General features: G+C 73.1%; 16 protein-coding genes. 10 read left to right on the forward strand and 6 right to left on the reverse strand.

The window, feature by feature from the left end; all coding sequences use genetic code 11:
• Window positions 1–33: 33 nt before the first annotated feature.
• On the reverse strand, window positions 34–630 hold the full coding sequence (locus C229_RS0120425) for a TetR/AcrR family transcriptional regulator (RefSeq protein WP_033424625.1): 597 nt from the start codon (window positions 628–630) through the stop codon (window positions 34–36).
• A 231-nt stretch (window positions 631–861) separates the two neighbouring features.
• Complete coding sequence (locus C229_RS0120430; protein ID WP_018656967.1) at window positions 862–2,952, reverse strand: DNA gyrase/topoisomerase IV subunit B; 2,091 nt, start codon at window positions 2,950–2,952, stop codon at window positions 862–864.
• A 184-nt stretch (window positions 2,953–3,136) separates the two neighbouring features.
• Here C229_RS0120430 and C229_RS0120435 point away from each other — a divergent pair, with 184 nt between their 5' ends.
• The 4 genes from C229_RS0120435 to C229_RS0120450 all read left to right on the forward strand — a co-directional run bounded on the left by C229_RS0120435 (window position 3,137) and on the right by C229_RS0120450 (window position 6,308).
• Window positions 3,137–4,039, forward strand: coding sequence for an ABC transporter ATP-binding protein (locus tag C229_RS0120435; protein WP_018656968.1), 903 nt, complete (start codon window positions 3,137–3,139; stop codon window positions 4,037–4,039).
• Window positions 4,036–5,103, forward strand: coding sequence for an ABC transporter permease (locus C229_RS0120440; protein ID WP_018656969.1), 1,068 nt, complete (start codon window positions 4,036–4,038; stop codon window positions 5,101–5,103). Before C229_RS0120435 ends, C229_RS0120440 begins: the two co-directional genes overlap by 4 nt.
• A gap of 129 nt (window positions 5,104–5,232) precedes the next feature.
• Window positions 5,233–5,463 (forward strand): DUF7455 domain-containing protein, encoded by a 231-nt coding sequence (locus C229_RS0120445; protein ID WP_018656970.1) that lies wholly within the window; start codon window positions 5,233–5,235, stop codon window positions 5,461–5,463.
• A 101-nt stretch (window positions 5,464–5,564) separates the two neighbouring features.
• Window positions 5,565–6,308 carry a YaaA family protein gene (locus C229_RS0120450; protein ID WP_018656971.1) on the forward strand — a complete coding sequence of 248 codons (744 nt, stop codon included), beginning with the start codon at window positions 5,565–5,567 and terminating at the stop codon, window positions 6,306–6,308.
• A gap of 3 nt (window positions 6,309–6,311) precedes the next feature.
• On the opposite strand, the gene C229_RS0120455 is transcribed toward C229_RS0120450, so the two are convergent.
• The 4 genes from C229_RS0120455 to C229_RS0120470 form a co-directional block, all read right to left on the reverse strand.
• Window positions 6,312–7,298: a hypothetical protein gene (locus C229_RS0120455; protein WP_018656972.1), complete on the reverse strand. Its 987-nt coding sequence runs from the start codon at window positions 7,296–7,298 to the stop codon at window positions 6,312–6,314.
• A gap of 242 nt (window positions 7,299–7,540) precedes the next feature.
• Window positions 7,541–9,160 (reverse strand): RNA polymerase sigma factor, encoded by a 1,620-nt coding sequence (locus C229_RS0120460; protein WP_081639963.1) that lies wholly within the window; start codon window positions 9,158–9,160, stop codon window positions 7,541–7,543.
• A 259-nt stretch (window positions 9,161–9,419) separates the two neighbouring features.
• On the reverse strand, window positions 9,420–11,567 hold the full coding sequence (locus C229_RS0120465; RefSeq protein WP_026313987.1) for a SpoIIE family protein phosphatase: 2,148 nt from the start codon (window positions 11,565–11,567) through the stop codon (window positions 9,420–9,422).
• A gap of 360 nt (window positions 11,568–11,927) precedes the next feature.
• Entirely contained in the window at window positions 11,928–12,494 is a 567-nt protein-coding gene (locus tag C229_RS0120470) for an HhH-GPD-type base excision DNA repair protein (RefSeq protein ID WP_018656975.1), read from the reverse strand.
• Between the two features lie 173 nt (window positions 12,495–12,667).
• Here C229_RS0120470 and C229_RS35975 point away from each other — a divergent pair, with 173 nt between their 5' ends.
• The 6 genes from C229_RS35975 (at window position 12,668) to C229_RS0120495 (ending at window position 18,973) form a co-directional block, all read left to right on the forward strand.
• Window positions 12,668–12,847: a hypothetical protein gene (locus tag C229_RS35975; RefSeq protein WP_338029181.1), complete on the forward strand. Its 180-nt coding sequence runs from the start codon at window positions 12,668–12,670 to the stop codon at window positions 12,845–12,847.
• Between the two features lie 202 nt (window positions 12,848–13,049).
• The gene (locus tag C229_RS0120475; protein WP_018656976.1) at window positions 13,050–13,280 is read left to right on the forward strand and encodes a three-helix bundle dimerization domain-containing protein; all 231 of its coding nucleotides are present in this window, start codon (window positions 13,050–13,052) and stop codon (window positions 13,278–13,280) included.
• A 63-nt stretch (window positions 13,281–13,343) separates the two neighbouring features.
• Window positions 13,344–14,894, forward strand: a complete 1,551-nt coding sequence (locus C229_RS0120480; RefSeq protein ID WP_026313989.1) for a hypothetical protein — start codon at window positions 13,344–13,346, stop codon at window positions 14,892–14,894.
• 93 nt (window positions 14,895–14,987) lie between these two features.
• Complete coding sequence (locus C229_RS0120485; protein ID WP_240487350.1) at window positions 14,988–16,154, forward strand: SseB family protein; 1,167 nt, start codon at window positions 14,988–14,990, stop codon at window positions 16,152–16,154.
• 70 nt (window positions 16,155–16,224) lie between these two features.
• Entirely contained in the window at window positions 16,225–18,609 is a 2,385-nt protein-coding gene (locus C229_RS0120490; RefSeq protein ID WP_026313990.1) for a TY-Chap domain-containing protein, read from the forward strand.
• Between the two features lies 1 nt (window position 18,610).
• Window positions 18,611–18,973: a hypothetical protein gene (locus C229_RS0120495; RefSeq protein WP_018656979.1), complete on the forward strand. Its 363-nt coding sequence runs from the start codon at window positions 18,611–18,613 to the stop codon at window positions 18,971–18,973.
• The last annotated feature ends 54 nt before the right edge of the window (window positions 18,974–19,027 follow it).

The following is a 19,027-nucleotide window of genomic DNA, read 5'->3' on the forward strand; positions in this document are numbered from 1 at the left end:
CCGGGTGACGGGTCGCAAACGGACCCTAGGGGATCAGCCGGAAGGTGCCAGCATGCGACGCACGAAAGCGTGCAGATACCGACGGAAGTGGTCGATCTCGTCCGGTGTGGGTTCGTGTCGCGTCGGCTGCTCGGGCGTGGGGCGGCCGCCGCTGAGGAATCCGAACACCGTCCAGATGACGGTGCCGACGAGCAGCACGGGGTCGACCTCGTCGGGGATGTTCTCCCGCACGCGGTCGATGACGTCCACGGACTGCGTCAGCACGTACTGGGACTCCAGGTCCTCGACGTCGGTGGCGTCCGAGAGCCAGCGGTGCATCCACAGCGCGCGGTACTCCGGGTGCGCGACGTAGAAGTCGAGCACCGCGTCCACGACCTCGTAGGCCGACTCGATCGTCGCGCCGTACCCGTCCGTCGCGCTGGTCAGCATACGGTCCTCGGCCTCGGCCGCCCGCCGCATCACCGCGAGATAGAGCTGCTGCTTGCCACCGGTCAGCCGCGTGACCTCCGCGATCGGCATCCCGAGCGTGTCCGCGATGAGCTGCATCGGCGTCCCGTCGTAGCCCAGCTCCGCGAACAGCCGCGTCGCCACCTCGGTGACCCGCTCCCCCGCCTCCTGATCATCACTCACCGTGACCACACTAGACGTTCAGTGATCACCCCGCACCTCGCCGCCCCGTGTTCACCGACCCCGCCCACCGCGCCGCCCGGGGCGCCGAAGGCGCTACGCAGGAACACCCACCACCACGGGTCAGGGCCGTGCCGCCGCAGAGGGCATGATCCTCCGGACCGAAGGGAGGATGATCATGCCCTCTGCGGCGGCACGGCCCTGACCCCGTCGTGCCGGAGGCACGACCATAAACTAAGTGTCGATGCGGTCCATGTCGAGTTCGGACGCGCCCGCCGTGATGAAGGCGCGGCGGGGGGCGACCTCGCTGCCCATCAGCAGGTCGAAGGTGGTGGCGGCGTCGGCGGCGTCCTCGACGCGGATGCGGCGGAGCATGCGGCGGCGCGGGTCGAGGGTGGTCTCGGCGAGCTGGTCGGCGTCCATCTCACCGAGGCCCTTGTAGCGCTGGATGGGCTCCTTCCAGCGCTGGCCCCGGCGCTCCAGTTCGACGAGCCGCTTGCGCAGTTCGGCGTCGGAGTAGGTGTAGACGTACTTGTCCTGGCCCTTCTTGGGCTTGACCAGCTCGATGCGGTGCAGCGGCGGGACGGCGGAGAAGACGCGCCCGGCCTCCAGCATGGGCCGCATGTACTTGTAGAACAGCGTCAGCAGCAGGCAGCGGATGTGGGCGCCGTCGACGTCGGCGTCGGCGAGCAGGCAGACGCGGCCGTAGCGGGCGGCGTCCAGGTCGAAGGTGCGGCCCGAGCCGGCGCCGAGCACCTGGATGATCGCGGCGCATTCGGTGTTCTTGAGCATGTCGGCGACGGACGCCTTCTGCACGTTGAGGATCTTGCCGCGGATCGGCAGCAGCGCCTGGAACTCCGAGTCGCGGGCGAGCTTGGCGGTGCCGAGCGCGGAGTCTCCCTCGACGATGAACAGTTCGCTGCGGTCGTCGGCGGTGCGGCAGTCGACGAGTTTGGCGGGCAGCGCAGAGTTCTCCAGCGCGTTCTTGCGGCGCTGGTTGTCGCGCTGGGTGCGGGCGGCGATGCGCGTCTTGGCGGCGCCCGCGACCTTCTCCAGGACGGTGCGGAGCTGCTGCTTCTGCGCGCGCCCGGGGTTCTCGAAGATCCGCTTCAGTTCGCGGGTGACGACCTGCGCGACGATGCGCGTCGCGGCGGAGGTGCCGAGGATCTCCTTGGTCTGCCCCTCGAACTGCGGCTCGGGCAGCCGGACGGTGATGACGGAGGTGAGGCCCTCCAGCACGTCCTCCTTGAGGACGTCCTCGTCGTTGGTCTTGAGCAGCCGCACGGCGCGGAGCTGCTCATTGAGGACGCGGACGAGGGCGCGCTCGTAGCCGCGCACGTGCGTGCCGCCCTTGGGCGTGGCGATCACGTTGACGAACGAGCGGGTGACGCTCTCGTAGCCGGTGCCCCAGCGCAGCGCGACGTCGACCTCCAGGTCGCGTTCGACGTCGGTGGGGGTGAGGTGGCCCTGGTCGTCCAGGACGGGGACGGTCTCGGTGAAGTGGCCGCGCCCCTCGATGCGCAGGACGTCGTTGACGGGGGCGTCCTGCGCGAGGTAGGCGCAGTACTCACCGATACCGCCGTCGAACCGGAACGTCTCCTGGACGGGCTCGTCGCCGCGCTCGTCGCGGACCTCGATCGTCAGGCCGGGGATGAGGAACGCCGTCTGGCGCATCCGGTCCATGACGAGGGACCGTTCGACGGTCGCTTCCTTGAGGAAGATCTGAAGATCCGGCCAGAACCGGACACGGGTGCCGGTGACCTTCTTGGCGACGCGGCGGAGCTGGTGCACGCCCGACCGCTTCTTGAACCGGGCGTTGGGGCGGCCGGTGTCGGCGAACTCGCCGGGCAGGCCGCGCTTGAAGCTCATCCCCCAGGTGTGGCCGTCGCGGTCGACCTCGACGTCGAGCCGGGCCGACAGCGCGTTGACGACCGAGGCGCCGACGCCGTGCAGACCGCCCGACGCGGTGTAGGAGACGCCGCCGAACTTGCCGCCCGCGTGCAGCCGCGTCATGACGAGCTCGACGCCGGGCAGGCCCGTGCGGGGCTCGATGTCGACCGGGATGCCGCGGCCGTCGTCGCCGACCTCGAACGACCCGTCGGCGTGCAGGACGACCCCGATGTGCGTGCAGGCCCCGGCCAGCGCCTCGTCGACGCAGTTGTCGACGATCTCCCAGAGGCAGTGCGCCAGTCCCCGGCTGTCGGTGGAGCCGATGTACATGCCGGGTCGCTTGCGCACGGCCTCCAGCCCCTCCAGCACCGAGAGGTGCCGGGCGGAGTAGCCCTGCGGGTCGTCGGTCGTGGCTTCGGCGGTCGCGGCGGTCAACGTGCGTGTGCTCCTCGGGGGTGAGCCAGGTCGCGGCGGTGAAGGGATCGCCGCCGGGACGAGGGTACCCCCGGCCACCGACATTCCACCTGAAGGGCTCGCCGCCCCCGCGACCCGGCCGTCCGCACCGCGTCTCCTCCTGCCGGTGGAGGTGCGGTGGGCCCTGCGGTCCTATCGTCCGATCATGGCACACACGATCCGCGCGACCGGGCTGCGCAAGCGTTACGGCGCGGTGCGCGCCGTGGACGGCGTCTCGCTGGAGGCCGGCGAGGGCGAGTTCCTCGGCGTGCTCGGCCCGAACGGCGCCGGGAAGACGACACTGCTGGAGATGATCGAGGGGTTGCGCGAGCCGGACGAGGGCGAGGTGACCGTGCTGGGCCTGCCGGTCTGGCCGCGCAACGCGGCGCTGCTCCCCCGTATCGGCGTGCAGTTGCAGGCCACGTCGTTCTTCGAGCGGCTGACGGCGCGCGAGCAGCTCCGCACGTTCGCCTCGCTGTACGGCGCGTCCGGCGCCCGCGCCGACGCGATGCTGGAGACCGTCGGCCTGGCGGCCAAGGCCGACACCCGGGTCGAGAAGCTGTCGGGCGGGCAGGCGCAGCGGCTGTCGATCGCGTGCGCGCTCGTGCACGACCCCGAGGTGGTGTTCCTGGACGAGCCCACCGCCGCCCTGGACCCGCAGGCCCGCCGCAACCTGTGGGACGTGCTCCGCGCGATCAGCACCGGCGGCCGCACGGTGGTGCTGACGACGCACTCGATGGACGAGGCCGAGACCCTCTGCGACCGCGTCGCGATCATGGACGAGGGCCGCGTTCTCGAACTCGGCCCGCCCGCCGCGCTGGTGCGCGGCCTGGACGTGCCCGCACGCGTGAGCGTCCCGTCCGGCCGCCTGCCCCGCGCCGAGGCCGCCGCGCTGCCCGGCGCGCTGGACGCCGCCGACGACGGCGTCTCGCTCGTGGTGTCCACCCGCGATCCGGCGGCGGTGCTGGCCGCGATGGGCGCGCGTGATGCGCTGGACGGCGTCCAGGTGCGCGGCGCGACGCTGGAGGACGTCTTCCTGCACCGGATCGGACGGGAGTACCGCGCGTGAACACCGGCGTCGTCCGCAGCCTCACCCGCGCCCTGTTCGTCGGGTTCGTCCGCGACCGGGCCGCGCTGTTCTACACCCTGCTGTTCCCGCTGTTCTTCCTCGTCGTCTTCGCCGGGGTGTTCGGCTCCGCCGACAGCCCGCGCGTGGAGGTGGCGCGCGTCGCGCCGGTCCCGCTGCTGGACCAGGCCCTCGCCCACGATCCCGGGCTGCGCGACACGATCGAGGTCACCGCGTACCGCACCCCCGAGGCGGCCGTGCGCGCCGTGGAGAAGGGCGACGCGGACGCCTTCGCCGCGCAGGACGGCGGCACCCTCTCGATCCGCTACTCCGTGGCCGACCGGGTGCAGTCGGGCATCGTGCAGAGCCTGTTCGGCGGCCTGACCCAGGCGGCGAACCGGGCCGCGACGGGCGAGCGGCCCGCCTACCGGCTGGAGGCCCGCCAGGTCGAGGACGCCTCGCTCAGCGCGATCCAGTTCTTCACGCCCGGCCTGCTCGGCTGGGCGCTGTCGATGGCCGGGGTCTTCGGCGCGTCGACCACGCTCGTCACCTGGCGCAAGAACGGCCTGCTGCGGCGGCTGCGGCTGTCCCCGGCGCCGCTGCGGTCGGTGTTCGCCGCCCGCGTCCTGGTCAGCCTGGTGACGGCCCTGATCCAGCTCGCCGTCTTCCTCGGCGTCGCGCTGCTGCCGGTGTTCGGGTTGCGGCTGACCGGCGCCTGGTGGATGTCGATCCCGCTCGTGCTGGCGGGCGTGCTGGCGTTCCTCGGCATCGGGATGCTGGTCGGGGCCTGGGCGAGGACGCAGGAGGCGGCGTCGGCGGTCACCCAGTTGATCGTGCTGCCGATGGCGTTCCTCGGCGGCTCGTTCTTCCCGCTGGACTCGGCGCCCGGCTGGATGCGGACCCTCTCCTACGTCTTCCCGCTGCGCTACCTGAACGACGGGATGCTCGACGTGATGGCGCGCGGACTCGGCCCCGCGTCGGCGTTGCCGCAGATCGCGGCGCTGCTCGCCGTCGCCGTCGTCACGTCCCTCGCGGCGGCCCGGATCTTCCGCTGGGACGCCACATGAGGCACATGTTGTGACCTCGGTCACTCCCGGGCCCCATTCCGCTCTGGGCGTACGCGGAACCAGGTTGGGAACGTCCACGTCGGGTTAGATGTTGTCCTAAGTACCGACCCCGAGCATGAGGAAGGTGCCGTGACTGGAGCCCTTGCCCCGACCAAGCCGCTGACCGTCGCCGACCGTTGCGACCGCTGTGGCGCCCAGGCCTACGTCCGTGCGGTCCTTGTAGGCGGCGGCGACCTTCTCTTCTGCGCCCACCACGGGCGTAAGTACGGGGAGGCGCTCCGTTCCAACGGGGCCGACATCCACGACGAGTCCAACCGGCTGAACGAAACCCCGGCCACCGCCGTCGAAGACGAACGGTAGCCCGTCAGCAAGTCCACGCCGTGATCGGCGGTCACCGGAGACGGTGACCGCCTTTCGCCTGTTCTGCGCCCCGCGCGGCGTCCCGGTCATCGAGGAAGAACGTGCACATCCTGCTGCCGCCGTCGGAGAAGAAGGCGGCCGGAGGCGACGGCCCCCCGCTCGATCTGGCGGCGCTGAGCCTCCCCGCGCTGAACCCCGCCCGGCGCAAGGCGCTGCGCGCGCTCGCCCAGACCGGCCGCCGCGCCGACGCCCCGGAGATCCTCGGCCTCCCGGTGGGCCAGGCCGACGACGCGCTCGCCCGCAACCGCGCCCTCAAGACGGCCCCGGCGCTGCCGGTCGCCGAGCTGTACACCGGCGTCCTGTACGACCATCTCGCGCTGTCCCGGCTCGACGCCGCCGCGGCGGCCGAGCGGATCATCGTCTTCTCGGGCCTCTGGGGCGCGCTGCGCCTCACCGACCGCATCCCGCCCTACCGGCTGGCGATGGGCGTCGCACTGCCGCCCGTCGGACGGCTCGCCGCCCTGTGGCGGCCCGCGCTGACCAAGGCGCTGCGCGACCTCGACGGGCTCGTCGTCGACATGCGCTCGGGCCCGTACGCGGCGGCGTGGAAGGCCCCGGCGCCGGCGGTCGCCGTCCGCGTGTTCCGCGAGCACATCGTGGGCGGCGTCCCCAAGCGGACGGTCGTCAGCCACATGGCCAAGGCGACGCGCGGCACGATCGCGCACGACCTGATCGCGGCCGGGGCGCGTCCCGGCACACCGGAGGAACTGCTCAAGGCCGTCACCGGCCTCGGGCACACCGCCGAGCTGAACGGCACGAACCTGGACGTGATCCTGCCCGGCTGAGCGTCAGGTCAGGATGACGTTCAGGTGCTTGCACGCCTTGACGTAGTGGTGCGCCGCGTCCCCGCCCAGGTAGCTCCACGGCAGGTTGCTCGGCCGCCCGAACGTGCGCAGCAGGTGCTGCCGCGCCGGACGGCGGGCGTCGGCGAGATGGAACGCCGCGCCGAACAGGTTGTGCGCCTCGATCGTGCGCGGATGCGGGCGCGGGCCCTCGAACCAGCCGCGCGCCGCGACCGCGACGTCCCGGCACTCCTCCGTGCTGAACCACGACGACGACCCGTTGCGGATCAGCCCCGACCGGGCCTGCGCGAAGTCCTCGAAGTAGGCGAGCGGGATGAGCGCGGCGCGCGGGTCCTCGCGGGTGGCGGTGCTCATCGCGACGCGCGCGAAGTCGAACATCTCCTCCGGCATCCCGCCCCACTGCGGCGACAGCGTCACCACGCGCGCGACGTGACCGGCGTACAGGGTCGGGCAGCGGGCGTACACCCGCTCCCAGAGCGCGTCCTTCTCGGCACGGTCCAGATCGAGCCCGAGCGCGTACCAGAGCATCGCCTCCCACGGGACGGCGTCGTCGGGCAGCAGCTCGGCGGCGGTCATCAGCGGCTCGCGCGCCGACGCCATGAGCTTGCCGTAGGCGGTGAACCCGGCGGCCTGGACGGCGCGGGCCCGCCCGTCCGGCCGGATCGCCCACGCCTCTTCGACGCGGGTGCGGCCCAGCCACAGCCACAGGTCGGGGTTGCCCGCGTCCTCGGCCAGCAGCGCCTCGATGCCGCGGCTCCAGCCCACGGCCGCGCGGGCGAGGGCCTCGACGCGCAGGGACCGCACCTCCGGATCGCCGCGCGACTCGGCCAGGACGTGCGCGCCGAACCGGAAGTACCGGTCCCGGACGGCGTTCATCGCCTGGTCGAGCGCGGGGTCCAGCCAGGGACGGTCGTTGATGACGTGTGCGGTGCGGGGTCGGACGGCCGTCGCCCCGCTCGTCCGGTTCTCCACCGGCCCTCCCGGTGCCCGGTCAAGCTCCATGAGTCCCATAGCGCGAGAGCGTAGGAAGAGGCGAGGCCGGGCGCGCTACTCCCGGGTAAACAGTGTGTTACATACCCGGGAGTAGGTTGACCTGGGACATTTCTCCATGTCAGCCGTCATCCGGACTACGGCCGGGAGGCGCCGGACACGTCCACGTTACATGCCGAGATCCCCGCCCCAGGAGGGACGGGGACCTCGCGCCGCGCCGCCGGTCAGTCCAGGTAGTCGCGCAGCACCTGGGACCGCGACGGGTGCCGCAGCTTCGACATCGTCTTCGACTCGATCTGCCGGATGCGCTCGCGCGTCACGCCGTAGACCTTGCCGATCTCGTCCAGCGTCTTCGGCTGGCCGTCGGTCAGACCGAACCGCATCGACACCACGCCCGCCTCGCGCTCGCTGAGCGTGTCCAGCACCGAGTGCAACTGCTCCTGAAGGAGCGTGAAGCTGACCGCGTCCGCCGGGACGATCGCCTCGGAGTCCTCGATGAGGTCACCGAACTCGCTGTCGCCGTCCTCACCGAGCGGGGTGTGCAGCGAGATCGGCTCACGGCCGTACTTCTGCACCTCGACGACCTTCTCGGGGGTCATGTCGAGTTCCTTGGCCAGCTCCTCCGGGGTCGGCTCGCGGCCGAGGTCCTGGAGCATCTGCCGCTGCACGCGCGCCAGCTTGTTGATGACCTCGACCATGTGCACCGGGATGCGGATGGTGCGGGCCTGGTCGGCCATGGCGCGGGTGATCGCCTGCCGGATCCACCAGGTGGCGTACGTGGAGAACTTGTAGCCCTTGGTGTAGTCGAACTTCTCGACCGCGCGGATCAGACCCAGGTTGCCCTCCTGGATGAGGTCCAGGAAGAGCATGCCGCGACCGGTGTAGCGCTTGGCCAGCGACACCACCAGCCGCAGGTTGGCCTCCAGCAGGTGGTTCTTCGCGCGGCGGCCGTCCTCGGCGATCCACTCGAAGTCCTCGAGGTCTTCCTCGGACATCGCCGGGCCGTCGGCGGCCAGGCGCTCCTCGGCGAACAGGCCCGCCTCGATGCGCTTGGCCAGCTCGACCTCCTGCTCGGCGTTGAGCAGGGGGACCTTGCCGATCTGCTTGAGGTAGTCCTTCACCGGGTCGGCGGTGGCGCCGGCCGCGGCGATCTGCTGGGCCGGGGCGTCCTCGTCGTCGTCGCCGAGGACGAACGCCTCCTCCTCGGACTTGCTCTTCTCGGCCACCGGGGCCGGGACGGGCGCGGGGACCGCGACGGCGGGCGCCGGGGTCTCCTCGGTGTCGTCGGAGGTCTCCAGCTCGGCGTCGTCGGTGACGAGTTCGGTGTCCAGCTCGTTCAGTTCGTCGTCGATGTCGGTGACGTCGACGTCGTCGTCCAGCTCGGGGTCGTCGGCCTTCTTGGCGCCCTTGCCCTTGGCGGCGGCGGGCGCGGCCTTGGCGGCCGTCTTCTTCGGCTTGGCCGCGGCCTTCTTGGCGGCGGGGCGGACCGGCTTGGGCTTGGCGGCCGTCTCTTCGTCGTCACCGACGACAGCGGTCACCGTCTCGGGCTGCTGCTCCTTGGCGGCAGCGGCGGTCTTGGGCTTGCGCACCGGAGGCGTCGCCGCGCGCTTGCGCGGGCGCTTCGGTGCGGCGGAGTCGGCGGCGCTCACCACGACCGTCACACCCTCCTTGCTGAGGCTCCGCAAGATGCTGGAGGCTTTCGACACCGGGATGTCGGCCTCCTCGAACGTACGTCGTACGTCGTCGGCTTCGAGGTAACCCTGGGACCGTCCACGCTCGATCAGTTGCGCGATGACGTGCTCGTGCAGATCTGACGCTTTCGAGGTCGAGCTAGCAGGCGACACAAATACCTCTCGAACGAACGTGTGGCTTGGTTGACCCAAGTGCCCTGACGGGCCCGGCCTCACACGGGGTGGGACCACACACCGAGCCGGGTCACCTCCGCGGGACCGCAGCGTACCCGTTCGGCGACTGGGTCAAGCATTTCTGGCACTGCTGCGCGTTCCGCCTCGGTGTCCTGCCCGGTAGCACTCCACCTTAGAGGGCGCGGAGCGGTCCTTCGTACGGACGGAGCCGTCTCCCCACCGTCTGGGACGGGCTTGCCTACGCGGGCCTCGGCGGTACATGCAGGGCGAGGACGGTCACATCGTCGGCTTGCTCGTAACCGGCAAGCATCCGATCGACCAGGAAGTCGACGAGTCTCTCGGGATCTCCTACCACTTCAGGTGGTGCGTCGTCGGCCACGGAGACCAGTTCCTCCAGGCCGGCGTCCACTCCACGCCTACGGTTCTCGACCAGTCCATCGGAATAGAACACCACAGTGTTGCCGGTCTCAACGGAAAAACTCGTCTGCTGACGCTGGCTGGGCCAGCCGAGGGGCGTTCCGGCCTCCAGATCGCTCACCCGCGAGGGCTCGCCCGGCGCCACCACCAGCGGCGGCGGGTGCCCGGCGTTGCTGAACGCGCCCTTGCCGGTCTCGGGGTCGATGACGACGTAGGCGACGGTGGTGAACTGCTCTTCGGTCTCGGTCGCGGCGAACAGCCGGTCCAGCCCGGACAGCACCGCCGCCGGACGCGAGTCGTTCAGCGCCAGGGCGCGCAGCGCGTTGCGGACGCGGCCCATCCCGGCCGCCGCCAGCACGCCCTTGCCCATGACGTCGCCGACCGCGACGGCGAGCCGGTCGTCGGGGAGGCGGAACACGTCGTACCAGTCGCCGCCGACCTGCACGTCGCGCGTGGCCGGGTTGTACCGCGCGGCCAGCACCATGCCCGGAAGCTGCGGCAGATCGCTCGGCAGCAGGCTGCGCTGCAACTGCTCGGCGGTGTCGTGCTCGCGCTCGAACAGCAGCGCCCGCTCCACCGCCAGCGCGCACTGGCCCGCCAGCGCCTCCAGGAACACCCGCTCCTCGTCGGTGATCTCACGCGGACGCGTGAACGAGAACCGCAGCGCGCCGATCGGGGCGCCCGCCGCCAGCAGCGGCAGCCCCACCCACGCCCGTTCCTCGGTGTGCTTGCTGAACAGCCCGGCCTCGTCGGTGCCGAGCAGCAGGCGCAGCGCGTTCGGGTGCTCGGCCAGGAACGGACGGCTCTCGCGCACGGCGACCGACATCACGGTCTGGTCGGAGACGGAGATCGTCTCGCGGGACGGGCGCGTCTCGGGCGGCGGCGTCTCCCCGACCGGCGACGGCTCCACGACCGACAGTTCCAGCTTGTCGTCGTCGAGCAGCGCCACGGCCGAGTAGTCGGCGCCGATCGCGGACCGGCCGACCTCGGTGATGACCTGGACGACCTGCGACACCGTCAGCGCCTCGGCCAGCATCGACGTCGCCTGCTGGAGCCGCGCCGTGCGCAGCGCCGCCGCCGACAACTGCTCGGTGAGGCGTCCGCGCATCTCCTCGGCCTCGCGCTGGCCGGTGACGTCGGTGTTGGCGCCGACCCACTCCACGACCGCGCCGGCGCGCCGGATCGGCACCGCCCGCACGTCGAAGTGGCGGTAGGCGCCGGTCTTGGTGCGGATGCGGTAGGCCGTCTCGAAGACGCTCTCCTCCGCGACGCACGCCCGCCACCGCGCCTCGACGCGGGCGCGCTCCTCCGGGTGGACGACGGCGAGCCAGCCGCCCTCGGCGTAGTCGGCGGTGGTCTGGCCGGTGACGTTGCGCCAGTCGGGGGCGTCGTCCAGGGCGGTGCCGTCCGGCGCGGACACCCACACGACCTGGGCGCTGGCCTCGACCAGCGAGCGGTAGCGCTGCTCCTTGCGGCGGATGACGTCCTCGGCGCGGCGCCGGTCGGTGACGTCGAACGCGGTGAGCACGACGCCCACGGTGCCGCCGTCGGCGTCGCGGGCGGGCATCCACGTGCAGGACAGGATGCGCTCGTCGACCGGGCCGGGCCTGCCCTGGCGCGGCACGAGCGGCGCGGCCTCGGCGGGCGCCGGAACGGGGACGACGAGTTCGGTCTCGGCGAGCGCGGACTCGCCGCCGAGCACGTCGGCCAGGGCCGTCTCGGCGGGGCCGGACAGGGCGTCGGGCAGGATCTCGCCGAGCCGGCGTTCGGTCAGCGCCTCGGGTTCCACGCCGAGGAGCCCGGCGAGCGCGTCGTTGGCGCGCCGGCAGCGCAACCCGGCGTCGAAGAACGCGAAACCGGCCGGTGCCTCGTTCATGAGCGTGGCGTACAGCGCGGCGTCGGACACGTTCATCTGCTGCCCCTCCACGCCGGACATACGGGGACGGGGAACGGACGTCCCGGTGTTCATCGGCGCCACCTCCGCCCCTGCGGGCCATATACCGCACGGTGATTTCTCATCACCTTCGGTGAATGGGAGCAGGCTAGCGCTCCCGCGTTCATCACAACACCGGTCGAGGTCAGGTTCTCATCATCCCGAGGGTTCGGCGCGGACGGAAGGGCCGCGGACATCCTCGTCGCGGACCTCCGCCGACGACGGCGGACACGGACGGCGCACCGCGCGTCGAGCACGCGGGCACAGGCAGAAGATGCTACGGCGCCGGACGCGCCCACGGTGGCCGGTCACGCCGTTCGTTCCCGTCAGGACCGGTCCATAGAACCGCGAAGCCCCTGATTCCAACGAGCAAAAGTTCGGCAAAGGCCCCGGGGTTCAGCGCTTGGCGGCGGCCTTCATCTCCTGTTTGTAGGCGCGCACCCGGCCCAGCGACGGTTCGTCCACGATGTCGGCGACGGAGCGGTACGAGCCTTCGTCCCCGTACGATCCGGCGGCCTTGCGCCAGCCGTCGGGACGGACGTCGAGCCGCTTGCCGAGCAGCGCCACGAAGATCTTCGCCTTCTGCTCCCCGAACCCCGGCAGCGCGTGCACCCGCTTGTACAACTCGGCCCCGGACCCGGCGTCCCGCCACACCGCCTCCGCGTCACCCCCGTACTGCTCGACCAACGCCCGGCACAACCCCTGCACCCGCGCGGCCATCGCCTTCGGATACCGATGCAGCGCCGGCTTCTCCGCGAACACCCCGACGAACGCCTCAGGGTCGTAGCCCGCGATCTCCTCAGCGTCCAACTCCCGCCCCAACCGCCGCGCCAACTCCGCCGGAGCCGCGAACGCCCGCTCAAGAGGCACCTGCTGATCGAGCAGCATCGCGATCAGCAACGCGAGCGGGCTCCGGTTCAGCAGAGCGTTCGCCTCGTCACCGATCGGCAGCGACATCACCATCGTGTCCCCTCCCACAGAACGTGTGGGCAGCTCGCGACCTACCCGCTCAGGTCATAACCGCACGTGAGGGACCTTAATCGGCGCCGGGGTCGCGTGCGGCCGTTCGGCACCCTACGTGATCTCCGCCACGACTCCAAAAAGACACTTGTGTTCCTTTGAAATCCTCGCGCTGGGTGCGGAGCGAGGGCCCCTCGGCTGCCCCACCACCGACGAGACCCCCACCCCCGACGGGCGCGCACGCGGTCTGGGGCGTCATCCGCGGCCGCTGGCAGAACCTCGGCTGGGAGAGGGCTTCCTCGGCTACCCGGTCCAGGACGAACAAGTCAACTGGGAACAGGTCACCAACCCGGTGAACGTGAGACGGCATGAGTGCGACTGGTAGCGACTGAGGCCGGCGCTCCGCCGCCCCCGGCGCCGACCCGGCGCGGGGGTGGCGGAGAGGTGAAGGGTGGGTGGCAGGGGTTGACATGGGCGGGGAAACGTCTGGAATGGGGCTGAGGCTCCTCGTTCCAGTGGTCCCCCGTCCGCCGGGGCCTCGGGGTGAAGGGTGTGCGCATGCCGGTCCTGGTCCACCGCCGCGACGAGAACGCGGACGCCGTGGTGCGGCGTCTCGCCGACGAGTTCCTGTACGTGCCGCCGGAAGCGGTCGACCGATGCGTCGCCGACGTGCGGGCGCGGGCGATCCACCTCGGGCTGGAGGACACCCCCGTCCTCGTCGAGCGGATGGCGCGCGAGCACCTGGTCGGACGGGTCAAGTCCGAGCCGCCGTCGGGCAAGGTGCGCTGACCCGATCCGGACGCGCGCGGTGTCCTGTCCGAGGCCGCTCGCCGGATCTGCGAAGCTGGAGACGTGACGCCCCGCAGCCGTGATACCAGCGCCGGGGTACCGCCCTCCCCGGCGATGCGGGAGATCTTCGAGGGGATGCTGCGCCACGCCCGCGAACTGCTCGCGGTGCGCGGCGCCCTGGACGCCGAGCTGATCGTCAGCGACATCCTCGGCTCCTGGTGGGGCGGCCGCCTGTCCGGCGGGCGCGACGCCGAGGAGATCTTCGGCGAGGGCCTGGTCGCGCACGCCGCCCGCGCGGGCACGCCCGCCGCGCTCGCGCTGCTCACCGGCGTCGGCCGGCTCGGCACGAACCGGCAGGCCGCCCTCGCCGACGACGCCGCCCGCGTCCTCGTCGCGCGCGGCGTCGCCCGTCCCGGCTGGGCCGGACGGGTCGGGCAGGCGGTCGCCGAGGAGTGCTTCGTCGCCCGCGACCGGTACGGCGACCACGAGACCGTCGTGTGCACGTTCGCGTACAACGGCATCGAGCGGCACGCGCTCATCGCCCAGCTCGACCGCACCCGGGGCGGCGACGTCCACGGCGTGCTCCGCGACGCGTGGGTGTCCTCGCGCGTCGCGCGGCTCCTCGAACAGGGCCGCAAGGACGCCCGCGAGAACCCGCTGATGGCCTTCGAGCCGCTCGACCCGCGTGTCGCGCGCGCCCGGCTGACGCAGGCGCTGGACGCGACCGACGCCGCCACCGTCGGCGCCAAGTTCGGCGCCCACCACGCGTTCCTGCGCACCCGGCTGCGGGCGCTGCCGCCGGGCGGCGCCGCGCCGCGTCCCGCGCCGCACGGCCGCGACGCCCGCGCCACCCTCGCCGCCCGGTTCCTCGCCTCGGCCGAGGCCGAGAGCCTGTCGGACGTGTCCGCCGCGAGCCGCTGCGCCGACCAGATCATCCAGTACGGCTGCGACCACGACTTCGGCCGCCCGCTGCGGGTCAGCCCGAGCAAGGTCGAACGCTTCCTGCTCGACTGGCTGCCCCGCAAGGTGCTGCTGACGCCCGCCGAGCAGGAGGCCGTCCCGCACGTGCTGGCCGCGTGGACGCGGTGGGCGGCGGCCCGCACCGGCCTGCCCGCCGAGGGCGTGCGCGCCACGCTCGACGCCGTCTGGGACGCCACCGGCGCGTTCGCGAGCGCCTACCGCGACCCGGCGTCCTCGGGGCTCGATCCGGACGTTCTCGCGCGGCTGCTGCCCGACCGCGACCTGGAGGCCCTGCCCCGCCGCGCGTTCGCGCTGCCGTTCCTGGTCGGCAAGCACCGCGTGACCGGCCGCCGCGGCGTCATCGACCTGGCCGCGCTCGACCCGGCCGACCCCGTCGACCGCCGCGTCATGCTGGAGTTCGAGCACCCCGGCGCCGACCCCGCGCACCTGGACGCCCACGAGCGCCTGGCGGCGGCCCTGTGGGACGGCGAGCCCCCCGAACTGTGGGACGCCGCCCAGGCCCTCCTCGACGCGGGCGTCGAGCGGCACGACGTGCTGCACCGGCTGATCACCGAGACGGAACGGCACGTCGGCGACGCCGCCGGGCTGCGCGGCGCGCTGCGTGCGTTGCGTCACGAACCGCCCCGGGGGTGACGGCCGGTTTGCCAGAAGGCGTCCGGGGCGACAATCATCGGAAGTTCGGGCAGCGGTCTCGCGGGGGCCAGGGGACGGCCCCGGGGATAGGGAGTGATCTTGTTGGAGTGGTCCGAGTTCGCTCGGCGCCTGGGACGGGAACTGGCCGGGCTCGATCCGGACACCATCCTCATCGTCCGCGAACGTGACGAGAGCCGCCACTACGTCCAGGCGATCCGCGAGCCGGACCGGCTCTACGCCGAGGCCGTGAGCAACAACTTCCTCGAGGGTCCGCTGCTGCTGACCGTCGCCGACGAGGAGGTCATGACCGAGGCCGGCTGGCACCCGCCGGGTGACCCGGCGCCCCGCAACTGGTGGACGGAGCTGTCCGCGACGGCCTCCCCCGCCGAGCACGACCGCCTCGCCGACGTCATGGTCACCGCGCTGCGCGACGTGCAGGGCGTCCGGCGGCCCGCCGACCTGGTGTACGAGTCGTTCCACCGGCACGGCACGGGCCTCACCGAGCTGCTGGGGTTCGGCATCGACGTGGCCGACCCGTCGCGGGTCACCGCCCGCCGCACGACGGCGGTCCCGCATCCGCCGCCGCCCGCCGCCGAACCGGCGGAGCGTCCGGCCGTGAACGGCGTGCACCGGGCCCCGGCCGGGGCGGGCGCCCCGCTCGGCGCGCCCGTGCCGGACGCGCCGCCCGCGCCCGCGTCGCTCGAATCGCTGCTCGTCGACGCCAAGCAGCGCGGCGACCACGTCGCCTACTTCGAGCTGCTGCGCGGCGCCGACCTGGTGCTGCCGGGCGCGGGCGGCCCGGAGGAGCCGCACGGCCTGCCGCTCATCGCGATCGGCGAAGGAACCTACATCGCGGTGTTCACGTCCCCGGCGGCGCTCGCCCCCGACGGCGGCGAGCCGGGCCCGTTCCGGCGGACGTCGTTCAGCGAGCTGGCCGCGCGCTGGCCCGACCCGTCCTGGCAGCTCGCGGTGAACCCCGGGGCGCCGAGCGAGGTGCTGCTCGACACGGTCGCGGTGGCGCGGCTGGACGCGCGGCAGCGCGCCGCCGAGGGCGTGCGTCCCGGTCCCGCCCCCGAGCCGCCGCCCGCCCCGGCCGAGGTGCGCGACGCGCCCGAGCTGCGCTCCCCGCACGGCGCCCGGCTGTGGCGCTGGGACGAGGAGAACCCCGACGGCGCGGTGCCCGTCGCGGTGTACGACGCGATCGGCGGAGTGTGGGCGCCGGTCCGCCCGGACGTCCTGCCGGGCCCGCCCGCCGAGTGACGGACCGCCCGCCAGTGGCGCTACCGTTCGGTACGGACGAGAACACGTCGGATGCGAGTGTGGAGCGCGGGTGGACTGGGAAGACTTCGCCGAACGGCTGGCGCGTGAGCTGAAACGGCTTCCCGTCCGTTCGTTCCTCATCGTGCAGGCGCCGTCGGGGTTGCCGTACGTGCAGGCGATCCGGTCCTCGCACGCGCTGGACGCCGAGGCGGTCGGCAGCGCGTTCCTGCCGCGTCCGCTGACGCACCGCCAGGAGCGGCGGCTGGGCGCGCAGGGCTGGCGCAAACCCGACGGACGCGAGCGGCTGAACTTCTCCTCGCGGGTGCCGATGCCGGGCCGTCCCCGGCTGACGCCCGCGCAGGCCGAGGCGGTGGACGCGCTGGCGCAGCGGATGGTCGAGGCGTTCCGCGACGTCTACGGCACGCGCGGGCCGCTCGACCTCGTCTACCAGGCGGGCAGCACGGGCAACAGCGCGGGCGGCATCGCGATGCCGGGGCTGGGCCTGCCGCTGGCCATCCCGGAGGCGGAGCGGTCGGCGGCCGAGACGATCGGGCTGGCGCCCCGCCCCGCCGACCTGGAGACGCTGCTGACGGCCGCGCGCGAACGCGACGACGAGGCCGCCTACCTCGACCTGCTCCGCCAGGTGAACCTGTGCCTGCCGGTCCCGGGCGAGCCGGGGTCGGACGAGGCGGGCCGCTTCGCGACGGCGCGGTTCGGCGACGGCACGTTCGTGCTGGCCTTCACCTCGCCGGAGGCGATGGAGCGGTCGCTGCGCGGCCAGGCGGTCCACCACCGTCCGTCCACGCTGGCCGAGCTGACGGCCGCCTGGCCGAATCCGGCCTGGCAGCTCGCGGTGAACCCGGGCCTGCCGAGCGCGGGCTACCTGGACGCGACGTCCCTGACCCCGTCGCCCAACGGCACCGGCCCCACCACGCCCGCGCCACAGCCGCCCGACGCCGCAACATCGCCCGCCACCACCGGCCAGCCCGACCTCACGAAGCAGCCAAGCCCCACACCCCAACCCGACCCCCGAGACCCGTCCGACCCCACAACACGCCCCGGCACCCCGGACCACCCCGCCCACACCGCGCAGCCCGGACCCGCAATACGACCCGGCGCCACAGAGCGCCCCGGCCACGCGGGGCAGGCCGAACCCCAAGGCCAGCCCGGACCCGCGACACGACCCGGCTCCCCGGCGTTGCCCGGCCACACGGCGCGAGCCGAACCCCAAGCCTCACCCGGACCCGCGATGCGGCCCGGCGCCACAGAGCGCCCCGGCCACGCAGCGCAGGCCGAACCCCAAGGCCAGCCCGGACCCGCGACACGACCCGGCTCCCCGGCGTTGCCCGGCCACACGGCGCGAGCCGAACGCCAGGCCCCACCCGGACCCGCGACGCGGCCCGGCCACACGGCACAGTCCGAATCCCAAGGCCAGCCCGGACTCGCAGCGCGGCCCGGCCACGCGGCGCAGGCCGGACCTGCAACGCCACCCGGCCACGCGGCGCGGGCCGAGTCCCAAGGCCCGCCCGGACCCGCGACGCGGCCCGGTTCCTCGGCGCAGGCCGACCCCCAAAGTACGTCTGGACCCGCGACACGGCCCGGCTACGCGGCGCGGGCCGAGTCCCAGGGGCCGTCCGATCCTGCGACGGGGCGCGGCTTTGCGGAGCGGTCCGGCTCTGCGGCTTCGTCCGGTGTCACCGGAGCGCCGGGTCCTGCGACACCTGGCTACGCGGGGCAGAGCGGGTCCGGGGCGGGGCGTGGACCCGTAGAGCGGCCCGGTTACGCGGGTCCGTCCGGTGGCGGAACGCCCGGGGCCGGACGCGGTGGGGGGCGGCCGGATCGCGTGGTGGCGGGTGGGGCGGCGGAGCCGCTGCCCCGGCGGACGGCGACGCACCGGGGGCGGCCCGCGCCGGAGCCGGCGGCGGCGCCGGTCCAGCCGCCGCCGAGCCCGGAACCGGCCCGCAGCACGGTGATCATGCAGAAGGTGCTGCGGCCCGAGCACGTCGCGCACTACCTCGACGGCGGTTACGACCTCGTCGCCGGATACGTCCACCGGCTCGGTGACGTGGCGGGCCTCGGCACGCCCGCCGAGCTGGTGCACCGGCTCGGGCTCACCTACGCGGGCAGCCCGTTCGCCAAGTCCGACGAGCACGTCCACGTGCTGCGCTGGACGGCCGTGAAGCCGGAGCTGTTCCGCACCCCGCTCGGCGGCATCGACGAGTGGAGCATGCAGATCGTGCCGGGCGGCTGGGTGATCGAGACGGCGCCGTTCCCCGGGTCGGGTTACGCCCCGGGCGACGGCTCGCCCATCCCCGAGTTCAAGATCGAGAGCCAGCGGGTGCCGCACGGGTCGGAGATCCACCGGCTCGACCGGAACGCCGACGAGCGGCTCGTCGCCGTGTACGACGCGGACCGGCGCGCCTGGCGGCGTCCCGAACCGAGAGGACGGCGCTGACGTGCGCAACGGCTACTACGCGACGTGGCGCGGCACGGAGTACGAGGCGAGCCCGGACGGCCCGCGCGTCCGCCTCTACCGGTCGGCGCCCGCCGAGGGGTTCGGGGCGGCCGGTCCGGACCGGCACGTGCGCGTCGTCGGCGTCTCCGAGGTCGACCGGCTGGTGTACGTGCACACGCTGTGCACGTGGCGGGGCGAGCCGTTCGCGGTGCTGGGCGAGCACGACGGCTGGCTGCGGCTGGAGTACACCGGCGGCAAGGCGCCGGTGGCCGAGCGGCTGGGCCTGGAGCGTTTCGACCGGGGCGTCTACCAGGCGTGGGCGTCGCGCGACGATGTCACCGACGTCCACGAGCGAACCGTCTGATCGGAATTCACCGGGCATGGGGCGGAGGCCGCGCCGGCGACCTGGGTCCGGGAG

This window comes from Actinomadura flavalba DSM 45200 (genome assembly GCF_000374305.1).
In the GTDB taxonomy this organism is placed as follows: domain Bacteria; phylum Actinomycetota; class Actinomycetes; order Streptosporangiales; family Streptosporangiaceae; genus Spirillospora; species Spirillospora flavalba.